Origin of the sequence: Nesterenkonia lacusekhoensis, from assembly GCF_017876395.1 — a bacterium.
Taxonomy (GTDB): Bacteria; Actinomycetota; Actinomycetes; order Actinomycetales; family Micrococcaceae; genus Nesterenkonia; species Nesterenkonia lacusekhoensis.
On sequence record NZ_JAGINX010000001.1, the window covers coordinates 2,074,828 to 2,090,127 of the forward strand.

Consider the following 15,300-nt stretch of genomic DNA (forward strand, 5'->3'; position numbering starts at 1 on the left):
AAAAGTTCATAAATGTTCATGCACTCATTCCTTCCGCCGCTCCTGTGGCAGATTGGAGGATCGAGGGCAGTGGAACACCTCCCGCCGACTCCTGTGTGAAAGGAAGAGAAACGATGTCGACCAAGGACTTCTCCCAGTACGCGAACCCCGAGGCTCTGGTCTCCACCGAGTGGGTGGCCGAGCACAAGGATGACGAGAACATCGTGCTGCTCGAGTCCAATGAGGATGTGCTGCTCTACGAGACCGGCCACATCCCCGGAGCCCACAAGATCGACTGGCACACCGACCTGAACGATCCGGTGACCCGCGACTTCATCGACCCCGAGCAGTTCGCGGCCTTCGCCTCCAAGCTGGGCATCACTCCGGACTCCACCGTGATCTTCTACGGCGATAAGTCCAACTGGTGGGCCGCCTACGCCCTGTGGGTCTTCACCCTCTTCGGCCACAAGGACCTGCGCCTGATCGACGGCGGACGCCAGAAGTGGGCCGACGAGGGCCGTGAGCTCACCACTGAGGTGCCCACCCCCACCCCGTCCGAGTACCCAGCCCCGGCCACCCGCAACGATGCCGAGTTCCGTGCCTACCGCGAGGACGTCCTGGACTCGATCGGCAAGGCACCCCTGGTGGATGTGCGCTCCCCCGCTGAGTACACCGGCGAGGTGACCTCCGCACCCGGCTTCGAGGACAAGGAGGGCGCACTGCGCGGCGGCCACATCCCCACCGCCGCCTCGGTGCCGTGGGCCCGTGCGGCGAATGAGGACGGAACCTTCAAGTCCCGCGAGGAGCTGGAGGCGATCTACCAGGAGGAGGCCGGCGTCGGGCAGGCCGATGAGGTCATCGCCTACTGCCGCATCGGCGAGCGCTCCTCCCACACCTGGTTCGTGCTGCAGCACCTGCTGGGCTATGACAAGGCCCGCAACTACGACGGCTCCTGGACCGAGTGGGGCAACGCAGTGCGCCTGCCCATCGTGGTCGGCGAGGAGCGCGGCGAGGCACCGGCACGGTGACTGCTCAGACGTCCGTGACGCATTCCGGCACAGCGACGGCTCCGGCCCCGCTGGCCGAGATCATCGCGGAGTTCCGTGCGGTGCCGGATCAGCAGCGGCTGAAGCTGCTGCTGGACTACGCCCACCGGCTGCCCGAGCTGCCGGAGGCCTATCGCGAGAACTTCGATGAGATGGACGAGGTGGTGGAGTGCCAGACTCCGCTGTTCCTGGCCACGGAGTTCCGCGACGAGGACCGCACTGTCGAGTTCTTCTTCGCTGCGCCGGAGGAGGTCCCGACCACCCGCGGGTTCGCCTCGATCATCCAGCACGGACTCAGTGGGCAGAGCTATGACGCGATCCTCAGCGCACCACTGGACGTCGGGGAGCAGCTGGGGATGGGGCGGGTGATCGCCCCGCTGCGGCTGCGGGCGGTCAACGCCATGTTCGGCCGGGTGCGCCGCAGCGTGGAGGATCACCTCAGCTGACCCGCCCCTCCGCTGCCCCACCCCTCCACCGACCCTCGTTTTACCAAGCGGAATCCGTTGTACCTGCACGTATACGGGCAGGTAATCCGAGAATCGCTTGGTAAGACGAGGGTCTTCGCATCGGGAGGGGTCGAGGGGACCGCGGGTCGAGTTAGCCGAAGGGCCGAGGATCCAGGGAGCAGGCAGAGGGACCCCGACCAGGCAGAATGGAGATATGGCAGAGACATCGGGCGACGGCGTCGTCGCAGCCCTGACCGAAGCACTCGGTGAGCTGGTGCTCACCGAGCCCTCCCTCCGTGCCGAGAAGGCTCAGGATCGCTCCTATCACCGGGGCGAACCACCCCTGGCCGTGGTCCAGCCCCGCAGCACCGACGAGGTGGCCGACGCCGTGCGGATCTGCTCGCTGCACAGCACCCCGGTGGTCCCGCGCGGCTCCGGCACCGGACTCGAGGGCGGATCCACCACCAGCGCGCAGAGCATCTGCCTGGATCTCTCCCAGATGGACCAGGTGCTCGAGGTCGCAGCCGATGACATGTACGCCCGCGTCCAGGCCGGGGTCATGAAGTCTTCGCTCAATGCCGCCCTGCAGCCTCACGGTCTGATGTTCCCGGTGGGCCCGGGCGTCGATGCCAGCGTGGGCGGCATGACCTCCACCAGCGCCAGCGGCACGACGGCGGTCAGCTACGGCACGCTGAAGGAGAACGTCATCGGGCTGACCGCAGTGCTGGCCGACGGGACTGTGGTCACCACCGGCGGGATCACCAAGAAGTCCTCGTCCGGCTACGACCTCACCCACCTGCTGGTGGGCGCGGAGGGCACCTTGGGCGTGATCACGGAGGTCACGGTCAAGGTCCACCCGATCCCGGAGACCGCCCAGGTCAGCATCTGGTCCCTGCCCACTCTGGCTGCGGCCGCCGAGCTCGTGGTCGCCGCACTGCGGTCCTCGCTGCGGATCGCCCGCGTGGAGCTGCTCGACGAGCTCACCGTCGGGGCTCTGGCCGACTACAACGGGATGACCTTCCCGGTGGCACCCACCCTGATGGTGGAGTTCGAGGGGACCGCCTCCGATGTGGCCGCCCAGTTCGCACAGTTCCGCACTCTGGCGGAGACCTACGCGGCCACACTCGCCGACGAGGCCACCGAGGTGGAGGAGTCCGCGCGGATCTGGCAGGCCCGCCATGATGCGCTGCCGGCGTCGTTGTCTCTGGTTCCCGGCTCCACCCCGATGATCTCGGATGTCTGTGTGCCGATCTCACAGCTGGCCGAGGCGGTGCTGGCCGCCAAGAAGGACGTGGACGACGCCGGACTCATCGCCTCGATCGTCGGGCATGTGGGCGACGGCAACTTCCACGTCGCCTATGTGCTGCCGCCGGAGGACCCGGAGACCTTCGAGAAGGCGAAGGCGATCAACCAACGAGTCGTGGCCCGCGCCCTGGAGGCAGGGGGCACCTGCACCGGTGAACACGGGATCGGCAGCGGCAAGGTGGCCTCCATGGCCAAGGAGCATGCCTCGGCCATCCCGGCCATGCAGGCGATCAAGCAGGCCCTGGACCCGCAGAACATCATGAACCCCGGCAAGGTGGTGCCTCCGCGGCCCCACCCCTGAGCAGCAGGGAACATGTCTCTTCGTGACGGGGCCGGCGTCGCTCCGGTCACGGAAATCTAGAATGAACGCATGTCCAGCTCTCCGTGGAATCCGGGGGCGTATCTGACCTACGCCTCGGAACGCACCCAGCCCTTCATCGACCTGCTCCAGCGCACTCAGCCCCCGGAGGCCACCACCATCATCGACCTGGGCTGCGGCCCCGGCAACGGGATGCCGATCCTGCGTGCCATGTACCCCCACGCTCAGATCATCGGGGTGGACTCCAGCGCGGAGATGCTCGAGCGCGCCGCCGTCTCCACTGAGGCCGACTCCGGCATCCGCTACGTCCACGCCGACATCCGCGACCTCAGCCTGGAAGCACTGGGACTCGACGAGCCTGTCGACCTGGTGGTCTCCAACGCGGCCCTGCAGTGGCTGCCCGATCATCGGGCCCTGCTGCCCCAGCTGATGGAGCTGGTAGCCCCCGGCGGCACCTTCTCGGTCCAGATCCCCGGAAACTTCAACGCCCCCAGCCACCGACTGCTGGCCGAGCATGCGGCCAAGCCGGAGTTCGCCCGTCACATCGACCCGGACAGCCTGCTGCAGCCCACTGCCGAGCTGACCGACTACATCCTCGACGTGGCCCAGCCCGGCTGGACCGTGGAAGCCTGGGAGACCCGCTACCACCACATCCTGCAGGGTGAGGATCCGGTGTTCCAGTGGATCTCCTCCACCGCCGCCCGTCCGGTGCTCCAGGCCCTTCCCGACGCCGAGCGCGAGCAGTTCGTCGCTGACTACACCGCTGCCCTGCGCGAGGCCTATCCGCAGAGCCGGATCGGCACCATCCTGCCGTTCCGCCGCATGTTCTTCATCGCCCGACGCGAGGGCTGAGCAGCACATCGACTCTGCCCTGGAGAGTGCGGCCCCGGATACCGCCTCTCCAGGGTGAACCGGTATCGTCAGGGCCTGTGACTACCGCCAGCGTCCCCCGCACTCCCCTGGTCATCCTGAGCACCTTCGTGGTGGTCAGCCTCGCCCTGGGCTGGCTGATCGCTATGCCGCTGGTCCTGCTGGACCCTGCGGAGCTGGCGGAGGCTCCCATGGAGGCCTACTACAACCTGTTCATGCTCACTCCGGCAGTGGCCGCCGTCGTCGCGTATCTGTTGGAGCGCCGGCACAGCGCCGCCACGCTCTACGGCCACATCAGCGGCGACGACGCCGACCGCTTCCGTCCGCAGAAGCTCGTCGACGCGCTGGGCATCACTCCGCTGCGTCCGGTGGGACGTCTGCTGGGATGGAGTGTGCTGGCGCTGCTGCTCTTCTTCGTCTTCAGCCTCGCCGCCCTGCCGCTGGGAGGACTGCTGGGGGTCTACCCGTTCGACCCCTCCATGCCGATCTTCCTCCAGGACCTGGGCTACCGGCTGGGCCATGACGCCACGGAGTTCCTCGCCACCGGGCTGATGGTCGAGGCCGGGGTCATCTTCGGCATGGCCGTGGTCCTGGTCTTCCTGCACGCCGGCCAGGAGATGGGGTGGCGAGGCTACCTCTACCCGCGCATCCAGCAGCGCTGGGGTGTGCTGCCCGCCGTCGGGATCACCGGCCTGGCCTCGGGTCTCTGGTATGCCCCGCTGCTGTCAGTGGGCTTCTTCTACGACCAGACCGAGCTCTTCGAGGCGCTGGCCCTGATGGTCGGCTTCTGCCTGATCATCGGCGGGCTGCTGGCCTGGCTGCGCATGCGTTCGGGCTCCATCTGGCCCGCGGCCTTCGCTCAGTCCATGATCACTGCCGCCACGGTGCTGCACTACTGGTTCGCCGAGTTCGGCCCACAGATCGACTTCCGCCAGGCGACTCTGCAGGGCTGGTCCGGCTGGATCATCCCCGGCGTGCTGCTGGCTGTGCTGCTGGTCTTCCGGAAGAAGGCCTTCGCCTTCCCGGTGCGGTGATCGGGCCGGACCCTGCGGTCGAGAGGTCAGCTGACCTCGCTCAGCTGACCTCCTCCTCCATCAGCTCGACCTGATCGGCCAGGATGTCCTCGTAGTCGTCCAGCTCGCGCGGTGCCTCGCCCACGACCATCACGTGGTTGGCGCCGAAGCTCCGCCCCGCCATGTAGAACCACTCCTCCTGACCGCTGCCCTCCATGCGCACCTGTACGCCGTCGGCGCTGTCGGTGAGCTGGAACTCGATCTCGCCGTCGCCGAGGTCGAGGGTTCCGCACTCGTCGACGACGTCCTGGTAGTAGCCGTCGAAGAAGTCGTGCTCCTCAGGGGTGCTCACGAGGATGGCGCTGACCTCCTCGTCTCCGGCGGCAGCCTCGTAGGTGGCCGCCGCCTGGGCATCCTCCTCCAGATCGTCGATGGACTCCATGGCGTCCTCACAGGCCGGCTCAGCGCCGAGGCCCTCGAAGCTGAAGTCCTTATAGAAGCTGGCACCGTGGACAGACTCGTCGAAGATCACCTCCGGCTCAACGGTGAACGCCCAGTCCGAATCGGGAAGATCAGACTCGGCCACGGCAAGCCGCTCCAGCTCCTCGGCACTCAGAGGGTCCGCGAAATCATCCTCTGAGCTGGAGCCTTCCTCCTCCCCGTCGTCCTCATCGTCCTCATCGTCCTCGTCGTCCTCGGGCGCATCCTCCGCGCCCTCCCCCACGGCGTCCTCCAGCTCCTCGAAGCCCTCGACGTCGCCGAGACGCTCAGCGAGCTGCTCGATCATCTCCAGGTACTCGTCCTGACTGAGGCCCGGACCAGCAACCTCCGGCGTCGAGGCATAGGCTCCGGCGACGCCGAAGGAGCTGGTCAGGGCGAAGGCCGCGGCTCCGGCACCCAGCCGGGCACACACCCGGCGACGGCGACCCTGCGCGCTCTCTGCACCCTTCGGCTCAGCATCCCGGTCAGTGGTGGCCTGGTCAGTGGTGGCCTGGTCAGTGGTCAGATCAGTCTCAGCGGTGATGCGGTCCATGGCTTGTCCCTTTCGCTTCACACGGTCACTCCCGGCTTCGCGGAAGCAATTTGCTTACGTTTGCCATCGTAAGCTGAAGCGTTTTGCTAGTGCAACCCATCTGGCTGAACAGGCCTGAGAAGCCCTTGTCATACCTGCTTTACACAGGCGACAAAGCAGGGAAACGCCGCTCTCCTACTCTGGTCCCACAGGGTGGCGATGGGCCGGAGAGCGTGGATCTCACAGAGGAGAACCGATGGAGCGGAATGCAGGTGGGCGATGACGGACACGGCACCTGAGGTCGTCGGCGAGGAGCATTCTCTGCGCATGCGCACCCGCTCCGGGGAGCTGGAGATCAGGGGCAATGAGGTGCGCCTGCCGGATCCCCACCAGGACCCTGTCCGCCTGGCCCCCGGCCCGTTGGCGCTCATGCGTGTGCTCGTCAAAGCACAGGGCGCAGTCCTCTCCCTCGATCACCTCTTAGGGCGTGTCTCTTATATCTGTAGTCCGGTGATACCGGCGGAGTCGACCGTGCAATCCCTATGCGATGACAGACTTGTTCTCGCCAGTGATGGTTCTGCCGCAAGGTTGACCCGCCCCGAAGATTCAAGGAGGAGACGATGACTGAGATAGTGTGGACTGGCCTGGAGGAGCCCTCCCGCGAGTCATGCCGGATCGAGAGCAACCTGCATGGCGTGACCGTCGTCAGCGATATTAATGGCGGGGTCGGCGCGTGCTCGTACAAGTTGCAGATGACGGAGGCCTGGGAGTTCATCGACCTCGTAGTTCGGGCGAACGGACGCGAGCTTGAACTGCGCCTCACCGAGCGGGGATGGGAAGTTGATGGGGAGGATCGCCCTGACCTTCAAGCGGCGCGAGAGGTCGACATCTCGGTGTCCCCGCTGAGTAACACATTGCCGATCCGACGACTTGACCTCGCTGTTGGCGAGAGTGCCGACATCACCACGGCTTACATCCGGGTTCCGGAGCTCGAGGTTACGACCGATCCGCAACGGTACACGCGCACCGGCGAGAACGAGTACCTCTATGAGTCCCGCGACTCCGATTTTCGCCGGTCCATCACCGTGGACGGGGACGGACTGGTCATCGAATACCCGGGGTTGTTCATTCGAGGAGATCGTTAGGGAGCGTCCAGTTTGCGTAGCCAGGCGACGACGGCGCAGAGCACGGCGGTGGCCCGGTAGGTGATGGCCAGCTTTTCGTAGCGGGTGGCGATCCCGCGCCACTGTTTGGCGAGGTTGAAGTGGCGCTCGACCACGTTCCGGCCGGCATAGGTGGTCTTATCCATAGCCGGTGGTCGGCCTCCGGTTGAGCCTTTGCGTTTGCGAGCGGCTTGTTCGTCGGACTTCTGCGGGATCACTGCTCGGATGCCCCGAGCCGAGAGCATCTTGCGGATGACCCTATTGGAGTAGGCCTTATCGGCGATGACCGCATCAGGTCGTGTGCGGGGTCTTCCCGGCCCGATCCGGGGCACGCGGATGTCAACGAGGACCTCGGCCAGCACCACCCCGTCGTTGCGCTGTCCGCCGGTGAGCACGATCGACAGTGGCATCCCCTCACCGTCGACGGCTGCATGCAGTTTCGAGGAGAGTCCCCCGCGGGAGCGGCCGACCGCGTGGCCTTCTGGCTCCTGGCAGTGTTCAGCCCCGGATTTACTGTGATTCGAGCGAGCCCCCTGTGGGCTGGTCAGGGCGGGTGGTGTTGGTCCCGTGCTGGTGAGCACGGCTGATCGTCGAGTCCACCGAAACCGTCCAATCGATTTCTCCGACGGCATCGGCCTCAGCCAGGATCTGGGCCAACACCGAATCCCAGGTGCCCTCAGCGGCATACCTGCGATGTCGCTTCCAGACTGTCTGCCAGGGCCCGAAGGCATCGCGGGGCAAGTCACGCCACGGGATCCCTGTCCTGGCGCGGTAGATCAGCCCTTCGACGATCCGGCGGTTGTCTCTGAAGGGGTGGCCTTTGCGGCCCTCATTAGAGGGCAACAGCGACTCGACCCGCGCCCACTGTTCATCGGTCAAGATCCGATACCGGGAGCTGGTAGAAGTGCTCATCCCCCACCCTCACCGAGAAAACATCCCACATATGGGAGACACGCCCTAGCTGTGCTGCCGCACTGCGGCTCAGAGCATGCCCTGGAGATGTGGGTGTCACGGCTGCGACGCTCCCTGCCTGACCCGCGCATGGTCCGAACCGTGGTCAAGCGCGGCTACCGCTTGGTCCTCTGATAAGCCCTCAGGAGGAGCTGCGGACGAAGGTCAGATCGAAGATCCTGCGCCCGACGTTCAGTGCCTTGGCCTCGAAGTCGGTCAGGGTGCGTCCGGCGAACCGTGGCGCCCATCCGCCGTCGTGGTCCAGGGCCTCCTCCAGCGGCAGCGGTGCGGTCTCCTTGCCCAGGCTGGCGGCGTCGAGGTCTCCCAGGCGGACCTGCGTGAGCGGAGAGTCCGCGCCGGCCCGCTCCCCTGCATGGGGATTGACGAAATGCTCGGAGGCAGAGATCAGCTCACGCATCTGCACCGCATAGGAGGACCAGTCGGTGGCCAACCGCCACGTCCCGCCCTCCGGCAGGACCCGGGCGGCGCGCTCGATGAAGTCTTCCTGGACCAGGCGGCGCTTATTGTGCTTCTTCTTGTGCCACGGGTCAGGGAAGAAGATCCACAGCTCGGACAGCGCCCCAGCGGGGATGAGCTTGTCCAGGACCTCCGGAGCGTTGGCCACCGCCACCCGCACATTGGTCAGACCCTCGCGGCGCAGCCGACTGGCCAGCTGGGCCGCACCGGGGCGATAGACCTCCACGGCGATGAAGTCGCTCTGCGGGTTCTCAGCCGCCGCATGGGCCACGGCCTCTCCGGAGCCGGATCCGATCTCCAGGATCAGCGGAGCCCTCCGACCGAATTCGGCCTCCCAGTCGATGCTGAACCCGTCCGCCACCGAGGTGTCGTGCTCACCCTGAGGGATGTCGAGCAGCTCGTGGCCCAATGCGGCATCCCAGGCGCGCTGGTAGCTGGGCTTGAGCCGGTTGCTGCGGCGGACGAAGGAGAACGGGTGGCGCAGTGGGCGCTTGGCAGGTTCAGTCATCAGGAGCCAAGGATATCGTGTGCGCCGCTGAGGAACTCATGCAGCAGCGGTCCGTTGGTGGAGCCGCCGAACTCCCCCTCCTCCAGGAAAATGGCCACGGCCAGATCTCCCTGGACGGCGATCACCCAGGTATGGGCGTAGGCATCGTCGCCGCTGCCGACCTCTGCGGTGCCGGTCTTGGCGTAGACATGCTCACCGGGCACCGACTCCATGGTCTCCAGCGTGCCGAAGTCGGTGGTGTCGGTCATCAGGGTCAGCAGGTCTTCCGCCTCCTGCTCGGTGAGCCCGTCGCCCTCGCGAGGCTCCTCCGGAACCGCCAGATGCGGATGGACTGTGTGCCCTGCGCCGATGGAGGCGGCCACCGTGGCCATGCCCAGGGTCGAGGCCTCCACCTCACCCTGACCGAACAGGTTGGCCGCATGCAGATTGTCCTCGCTGTCCTCAGGGACCGAGCCCTTGATGGCAGGCACCCCGATGCCGACCTCATTGTCCAGGCCGAGGTCCAAGGCCGCCTGCGCCACCTCCTCCGAGGTGACGTCGTCGGAGGAGGTGGCAAAGAGGGTGTTGCAGGAGACCGCCACGGCATCGCGGAAGGGAATCGTGCCCACGTACTCCTCGGGGTAGCCTGGGACGTTGCCGAACTCCTGGCCGTTGACCACGGTGGTGTTCGGGCAGCTGACCTCGGAGTCCGGAGTCAGGCCGTCGCGCAGCATCGCCAAGGATGAGACCACTTTGAAGGTGGAGCCCGGCGCATACGTGGACTGGGTGGCATGCTCGATCTGACCGCCGTCGGGACTGTGACTGGCGGCGGCCAGGATCCCGCCGTCGGAGGGACGTATGGCCACCAGGGATGCGGGGACGTCCTGGTCATCGACGATCTCCTGGGCGAGGTCCTGCATCCGCGGATTCATCGCCGTCTCCAGGTCCTCACCGGATTCGGCATCCCGAGAGAACACCGTCCGGCCGTCCATCTCGATGCTGATCCCCGGGGTCCCGCGCAGCTGCTCGTCGTGGATCGACTGCAGCCCGCCCAGGCCGATCGAGTCCCCGGCCATCAGCGCAGGGTTCTCTTCCAGGTGCTCCGCAGTGACCGGTCCCACCCGGCCCAGCAGCAGCGGGGCGAAGTCGGCGGACTCGGCCAGGGGCATCTGGTCCTCGTGGGCGAACGCCCCGGGGATGGCCTCCAGCTCGGCGGCGGTCACGGCATCAGAGTCGCGGCGGTGGACGATGGCTTCGACGAATGCCTCATCACCGTGGGCGAGCACCGTCTCCGCGTACCCTTCGGCGTCGATGTCCACCAGTTCTGCCAGCTGCTCGGCGGCCTCACGCTGGGTCTCCTCGTCCGGGACACCGTCACTGAGCTGAGTCTTATCGATGCCGATCCGCAACACATCACGGTCATAGACCATGGCGGTGCCGTCGTCGTCCATGATGCGGCCACGCTGAGCGGGCACAGTGGAGAGCCCCACCGCCTCATAGCCTCTGTAGCCGGGGTAGATGATCTCCGGGCCGGCGTCGAGCTGCCAGACTTCGGCGTCTTCGCTGTAGATGAAGGTGGCCTCGGTCTCGTACTCCCAGGCGTCATCCTCCACGCCGAGCGACTCCAGGTCCCAGCTGTGGTGCAGCTCCACGGTGGCGGTGGGCGGCTGCGGAGAATCGTCCTCCGGCTCGTCGACCTCGATCTCGCCCACGGTGACCTCGGGGCTCAGCCCATCCAGGGGCTCATGGAGGTTCTCGACGCCGTCGCTGAGCTCCTCAGAGCTGCCGCTGCGCAGCTCGACCTCCGCGAAGTCCCCGGTGCCCAGGGCCTCGGCCACGGAAGCCGCATCCCGATCGATGAGCTCGGCCGCGTCCTCGGAGCAGCCGGTGAGGATGAGGAGAGCCGCAACTCCCAGAACGGGAGCTGAACGCGAGCTGGAGAAACGCATGCCCCCAGTATGGATCACGCCGGGGACATGCGCGCAGAATATGTCATCGGTCCCGCCACAGGACCATGGCCTGAGTGCGCGGACGGGGCCTGCGCCCGCGGGCCACCGTGACCACATCACCGTGGGGCCCGACGGCGAATACGCGCGGCTTGGTGGAGTGGCGCTCGGCCTCGCGCAGCTCATAGCGCAGCTCGTCCACCGTCTCCTCCAGCTCCTCCACCCGGTTCTGCAGCTGGAGGATCCGACGGATGCCCTCGAGTGAGACGCCCTCGTGGGAGAGCTGCTGGATCTGACGCAGCTGATCGACGTCGTAGGGGGAATAGCGGCGATGGCGCCCGCCCTGACGGCGCGGGATCACCAGGCCCAGACGATCGTACTGGCGCAGGGTCTGAGGGTGCATATCAGCCAGCTCGGCGGCCACGGAGATGACGAACAGCGGAGCGTGCCGCTGGTCAGCGTCCGACATCCTGGGGTCGTCCGTCATCTGTGCCTCCTGAAGTCCCTCAGATCGCCTTCTAGACCGCCGCCTTCTCCTCGAGGCCGGCCCGGGGGTCGATGCTCCGGGTGGCCTCAGCATAGGCCCGGACCGCCTCCAGCGCCTCCTCGGGGAGGTCCTGGGGCACCTGGACATCCACGACGACGAGCATGTCGCCCTGGCTGTTCTTCCGGCGGATGCCGTGGCCCTTCAGCCGCAGCACCTTTCCGGAGCTGCTGCCGGCGGGAACCTTGATCCGGACCTTCTCGCCGTGGACGGTGGGAACCTCCACCGTGGCGCCTAGGGCCGCCTCGTCGAAGGAGACCGGCAGGTGGATGCGGATGTCGTCGCCGTCGCGCTCGAAGAACCGGTGAGAGCTGATGCTGACCTCCACCAGCAGGTCACCGGGACCGCCGGGGCCCTGCTGGCCCTTGCCCTTGACCCGGACCTTCTGCCCGTCCTTCACCCCGGCCGGGATGCGGACATCGATCACGGTGCCGTTCTGCTCGCGCAGGCCCACAGTGGTTCCGCGGACCGCCCCGGAGAAGGAGATCGTGGTCTTTGCGGTGCGATCAGCACCCTTGGCGGGGGCGCCGCCGCCGAAGCGGCCGCCCATGCCGCCGAAGAGGTCGGCGAAGTCGGGGCCGCCTCCGAAGCGGCCGTCGCCGGGGCCGGGAGCCCCGCCCCCGAAGAGGTTTCCGAACAGGTCCTCGAAGCCGCCGGACCCGCCGCCGGCGCCGGGACTTCCGGAGAAGCGGGCGCCGGAGCCCATGGCCCGGATGGCGTCGTACTGTTCGCGCTGCTCCGGATCGGAGAGCACCGTGTTGGCTTCGGAGACGTCCTTGAACTTCTGCTCGGCCGCCTCATCACCCGGGTTCTTATCCGGATGGTACTTGCGGGCGAGCTTGCGGTACGCCTTCTTAATCTCTTCCTCAGAGGCGTCCTTGGAGACGCCCAGAATGGCGTAGAAATCCTTCTCGACCCAGTCCTGTGAGGCCACTGGAGCGCCTCCCTCCTTCGTCAAGTCTTCTGTATATAACTGCGATTCGAGCGGGGTTTCGGCCCTTATGGCCTGCTCTGCAGGCTCAAAAGGGCCGAAACCCCTGCTCAATCACGCGATCATTCTGCCGGACCGCTGGAGACCATCACCTGGGCCGCGCGCAGCAGGCGCTCCCCGTGGCGGTAGCCGGCCCGCAGCACCACGGCTACGTGATCGGCCTCGATCTCCTCATGCGGCTGCTGCATGATCGCCTCGTGGATGGTCGGGTCGAAGGCGACGCCGACCTCATCGATCCGCTCCAGGCCCTGCTGCTGCAGGACGCTCTCGAGACGGTTCGCGATGTGGGCGAAAGGCCCGTCCTCGAGGTCGCCGGCCTGGCGAGCCGCGGAGATGTCGTCCAGCACCGGCATCAGCTCTGTGATGACCTGGCCGATGGTGCGATCCTTCTCCGTGGCACGGTCCCGGTCCACGCGACGCCGGTAGTTGACGTACTCCGCCTGGAGCCGCTGCAGGTCGGCCTGCAGCTCAGCCTCGCGGTCGGTGGCCGCCTCAGCGGCCACCTCGCCCTCGGCGGCCTCCTCGACGACGGCATCGGCCTCCTGGCCTGCGGTGCCGAGGATCTCCTCGGCTGCGTTGACCACAGCCTCGGCGTCCTCGTCGGCAGAGGCGACCTCGGGCTCCTCGGCCACCGCTGCGGCCTCCTCCGAGGGGTCCTCCGCCGGCGCCTCCGGGTCGGTGCCGTGGACGTCCTGAACCTCAGGCTCCATGCCTTCCGGCGCTGCGCTCTCCGGACCGGTGCCCTCGTTGGTCGGGTCCTCCTCAGGGCGGTCCCGGCCGTCCGGGGTGTTCGGGTTCTGGTCTGACATCGGTCAGGCCCCCTTACTTGGTCTCGGAGTTCTCGTCCTCGTCGACGACCTCGGCGTCGACGATGTCCTCGTCCTCGGCCGGAGCATCGCCTGCCGGAGCACCCTCGGCACCCTCGGCGCCGCCCTGGGCGTAGAGGTGCTCACCGATCTTGACCTGGGAAGCCTGCAGCTTCTCGAATGCTGCCTCGACCTCCTCGTCGTTGTCGGTGCCCTCCAGCGCCTTCTTCAGAGCGTCGACGTCGGCCTGGACCTCGGTCTTGACCTCCTCGGGCAGCTTCTCGTCGTTGTCCTTGAGCAGCTTGTCCACGGAGTAGGCGCTGGCCTCAGCGGCGTTGCGCTTCTCGGCGGCCTCGCGGCGCTTCTTGTCCTCCTCGGCGTGGGCCTCGGCGTCGGCCACCATGCGGTCGATGTCCTCCTTGTCCAGGGAGGTGCCGCCGGTGATGGTCATGGACTGCTCCGTGCCGGTGCCGTTGTCCTTGGCGGAGACGTGGACGATGCCGTTGGCGTCGATGTCGAAGGTGACCTCGATCTGCGGCACACCGCGGGGCGCCGGGGCGATGCCGGTCAGCTCGAAGGTGCCCAGGGCCTTGTTGTCGCGGGTGAACTCGCGCTCACCCTGGAAGACCTGGACGGCCACCGAGGGCTGGTTGTCCTCAGCGGTGGAGAAGACCTCGGAGCGCTTGGTCGGGATGGCCGTGTTGCGCTCGATCAGCTTGGTCATCACACCGCCCTTGGTCTCGATGCCCAGGGACAGCGGGGTGACGTCGATGAGCAGCACGTCCTTGCGCTCACCGGCCAGCACGCCTGCCTGCAGCGCAGCGCCGACGGCGACGACCTCGTCCGGGTTCACAGACTTGTTCGCCTCCTTGCCGGAGAGCTGCTTGACCAGGTCGGCCACTGCGGGCATACGGGTGGAGCCGCCCACGAGGATCACGTGATCGATCTCGGAGATCTTCACACCAGCCTCGGCGATGACGTCGTTGAACGGCTTCTTGGTGCGCTCCAGCAGGTCCGAGGTCATGTCCTCGAACTTGGCGCGGGAGAGGGTCTCGTTGACGTGGACCGGCACACCGTCGCTCTGGGTGGCGTAGGGGATGTTGATGGTGGCGCTGGAGGCGGAGGAGAGCTCCTTCTTGGCGCGCTCAGCCTCCTCCTTCAGACGCGGCACAGCGATCTTGTCCTTGGAGAGGTCCACACCTTCCTTCTGCTTGACCTGATCGACCAGCCAGTCGATGATCCGCTGGTCCCAGTCGTCGCCGCCCAGGCGGTTGTCACCGGCCGTGGAGCGGACCTGGATGGTGGAGAACTCGTCCTCGTCCTTGCCGACCTCCAGCAGGGAGACGTCGAAGGTGCCGCCGCCGAGGTCGAAGACGAGGATGAGCTCGTCCTCCTTGCCCTTGTCCAGGCCGTAGGCCAGTGCGGCCGCGGTGGGCTCGTTGACGATGCGGGAGACCTTCAGGCCTGCGATCTCGCCGGCCTCCTTGGTGGCCTGGCGCTCGGCGTCGTTGAAGTAGGCGGGCACGGTGATGACAGCCTCGGTGACGTCCTCGCCCAGGTAGGCCTCGGCGTCGTGCTTGAGCTTCATCAGGGTGCGTGCGGAGATCTCCTGCGGGGTGTACTTCTTCCCGTCCACCTCCGTGGTCCAGTCAGTGCCCATGTGGCGCTTGACCGAGGCGTAGGTGCGGTCCGGGTTGGACACGGCCTGGCGGCGCGCGACCTCACCGACGAGGACCTCGCCGGACTTGGAGAAGCCGACGACGGACGGGGTGGTGCGGGCACCCTCGGCGTTGGCGATGACGGTGGGCTCGCCGCCCTCGAGGACGGTGACCACAGAGTTGGTGGTTCCGAGGTCGATACCTACTGCACGGGACATGTGCGGACTCCTTTCAGAGAGCTTCATAAGGCTTGGATGACGCTCCATTGAGCGAACTGGACTCAAGTG

14 protein-coding genes and 1 pseudogene are annotated in these 15,300 nt (G+C 66.8%); 7 read left to right on the forward strand and 8 right to left on the reverse strand.

Features of this window, described 5'->3' with window-relative positions; genetic code table 11:
* Nucleotides 1–113: 113 nt before the first annotated feature.
* From JOF45_RS09790 to JOF45_RS13640, 5 genes are all read left to right on the forward strand, one after another.
* The gene (locus JOF45_RS09790) at nucleotides 114–1,007 is read left to right on the forward strand and encodes a sulfurtransferase (protein ID WP_210049395.1); all 894 of its coding nucleotides are present in this window, start codon (nucleotides 114–116) and stop codon (nucleotides 1,005–1,007) included.
* A complete protein-coding gene (locus JOF45_RS09795) occupies nucleotides 1,004–1,471 on the forward strand; it encodes a SufE family protein (protein WP_342591456.1) in 468 nt (155 codons plus the stop codon). Before JOF45_RS09790 ends, JOF45_RS09795 begins: the two co-directional genes overlap by 4 nt.
* Nucleotides 1,472–1,685: 214 nt before the next feature.
* Complete coding sequence (locus JOF45_RS09800; protein ID WP_210049397.1) at nucleotides 1,686–3,077, forward strand: FAD-binding oxidoreductase; 1,392 nt, start codon at nucleotides 1,686–1,688, stop codon at nucleotides 3,075–3,077.
* 69 nt (nucleotides 3,078–3,146) lie between these two features.
* Nucleotides 3,147–3,947, forward strand: coding sequence for a methyltransferase domain-containing protein (locus JOF45_RS09805; protein WP_210049399.1), 801 nt, complete (start codon nucleotides 3,147–3,149; stop codon nucleotides 3,945–3,947).
* Between the two features lie 77 nt (nucleotides 3,948–4,024).
* Nucleotides 4,025–4,999, forward strand: coding sequence for a CPBP family intramembrane glutamic endopeptidase (locus JOF45_RS13640; protein ID WP_210049400.1), 975 nt, complete (start codon nucleotides 4,025–4,027; stop codon nucleotides 4,997–4,999).
* Nucleotides 5,000–5,039: 40 nt separating this feature from the next.
* Here the strand turns inward: JOF45_RS13640 and JOF45_RS09815 are convergent, their stop codons facing one another.
* Nucleotides 5,040–6,011 carry a hypothetical protein gene (locus JOF45_RS09815; protein WP_210049402.1) on the reverse strand — a complete coding sequence of 324 codons (972 nt, stop codon included), beginning with the start codon at nucleotides 6,009–6,011 and terminating at the stop codon, nucleotides 5,040–5,042.
* Between the two features lie 599 nt (nucleotides 6,012–6,610).
* On the opposite strand from JOF45_RS09815, the gene JOF45_RS09820 reads away from it, so the two are divergent.
* A complete protein-coding gene (locus JOF45_RS09820; protein WP_018023079.1) occupies nucleotides 6,611–7,135 on the forward strand; it encodes a putative glycolipid-binding domain-containing protein in 525 nt (174 codons plus the stop codon).
* Here JOF45_RS09820 and JOF45_RS09825 read toward each other — a convergent pair.
* Nucleotides 7,132–8,065, reverse strand: a protein-coding gene (locus JOF45_RS09825; RefSeq protein WP_210049404.1) for an IS5 family transposase whose coding sequence is annotated in 2 segments (ribosomal slippage) — nucleotides 7,132–7,686 and nucleotides 7,688–8,065 — 933 coding nt in all. Because the reading frame shifts where the segments join, the coding sequence is not laid out codon by codon here. The two genes, JOF45_RS09820 and JOF45_RS09825, sit on opposite strands and share 4 nt — an antisense overlap.
* 66 nt (nucleotides 8,066–8,131) lie before the next feature.
* Here JOF45_RS09825 and JOF45_RS13775 point away from each other — a divergent pair.
* Nucleotides 8,132–8,239, forward strand: a pseudogene (locus JOF45_RS13775) (winged helix-turn-helix domain-containing protein); the annotation flags it as partial.
* A gap of 7 nt (nucleotides 8,240–8,246) precedes the next feature.
* Here the strand turns inward: JOF45_RS13775 and trmB are convergent.
* The 6 genes from trmB to dnaK all read right to left on the reverse strand — a co-directional run bounded on the left by trmB (nucleotide 8,247) and on the right by dnaK (nucleotide 15,231).
* Nucleotides 8,247–9,089, reverse strand: a complete 843-nt coding sequence (trmB, locus tag JOF45_RS09830) for a tRNA (guanosine(46)-N7)-methyltransferase TrmB (protein ID WP_210049406.1) — start codon at nucleotides 9,087–9,089, stop codon at nucleotides 8,247–8,249.
* A complete protein-coding gene (locus JOF45_RS09835; protein ID WP_210049408.1) occupies nucleotides 9,089–11,017 on the reverse strand; it encodes a penicillin-binding transpeptidase domain-containing protein in 1,929 nt (642 codons plus the stop codon). The genes trmB and JOF45_RS09835 overlap by 1 nt, the downstream gene beginning before the upstream one ends.
* Nucleotides 11,018–11,060: 43 nt before the next feature.
* Complete coding sequence (locus JOF45_RS09840; protein WP_245324200.1) at nucleotides 11,061–11,501, reverse strand: heat shock protein transcriptional repressor HspR; 441 nt, start codon at nucleotides 11,499–11,501, stop codon at nucleotides 11,061–11,063.
* 31 nt (nucleotides 11,502–11,532) lie between these two features.
* Entirely contained in the window at nucleotides 11,533–12,492 is a 960-nt protein-coding gene (locus JOF45_RS09845; RefSeq protein ID WP_210049409.1) for a DnaJ C-terminal domain-containing protein, read from the reverse strand.
* Between the two features lie 119 nt (nucleotides 12,493–12,611).
* A complete protein-coding gene (locus JOF45_RS09850) occupies nucleotides 12,612–13,358 on the reverse strand; it encodes a nucleotide exchange factor GrpE (RefSeq protein ID WP_245324201.1) in 747 nt (248 codons plus the stop codon).
* 13 nt (nucleotides 13,359–13,371) lie between these two features.
* Entirely contained in the window at nucleotides 13,372–15,231 is a 1,860-nt protein-coding gene (gene dnaK / locus JOF45_RS09855; protein WP_210049411.1) for a molecular chaperone DnaK, read from the reverse strand.
* Nucleotides 15,232–15,300: the final 69 nt, after the last annotated feature.

Coding starts and splice junctions, on each gene's coding strand:
- JOF45_RS09820 (WP_018023079.1), top strand. CDS start 6,611: ATGACTGAGATAGTGTGGACTGGCCTGGAGGAGCCCTCCCGCGAGTCA.
- JOF45_RS09800 (WP_210049397.1), top strand. CDS start 1,686: ATGGCAGAGACATCGGGCGACGGCGTCGTCGCAGCCCTGACCGAAGCA.
- JOF45_RS09850 (WP_245324201.1), bottom strand. CDS start 13,358: ATGTCAGACCAGAACCCGAACACCCCGGACGGCCGGGACCGCCCTGAG.
- JOF45_RS09815 (WP_210049402.1), bottom strand. CDS start 6,011: ATGGACCGCATCACCGCTGAGACTGATCTGACCACTGACCAGGCCACC.
- dnaK (WP_210049411.1), bottom strand. CDS start 15,231: ATGTCCCGTGCAGTAGGTATCGACCTCGGAACCACCAACTCTGTGGTC.
- JOF45_RS09840 (WP_245324200.1), bottom strand. CDS start 11,501: ATGACGGACGACCCCAGGATGTCGGACGCTGACCAGCGGCACGCTCCG.
- JOF45_RS09805 (WP_210049399.1), top strand. CDS start 3,147: ATGTCCAGCTCTCCGTGGAATCCGGGGGCGTATCTGACCTACGCCTCG.
- trmB (WP_210049406.1), bottom strand. CDS start 9,089: ATGACTGAACCTGCCAAGCGCCCACTGCGCCACCCGTTCTCCTTCGTC.
- JOF45_RS09790 (WP_210049395.1), top strand. CDS start 114: ATGTCGACCAAGGACTTCTCCCAGTACGCGAACCCCGAGGCTCTGGTC.
- JOF45_RS09835 (WP_210049408.1), bottom strand. CDS start 11,017: ATGCGTTTCTCCAGCTCGCGTTCAGCTCCCGTTCTGGGAGTTGCGGCT.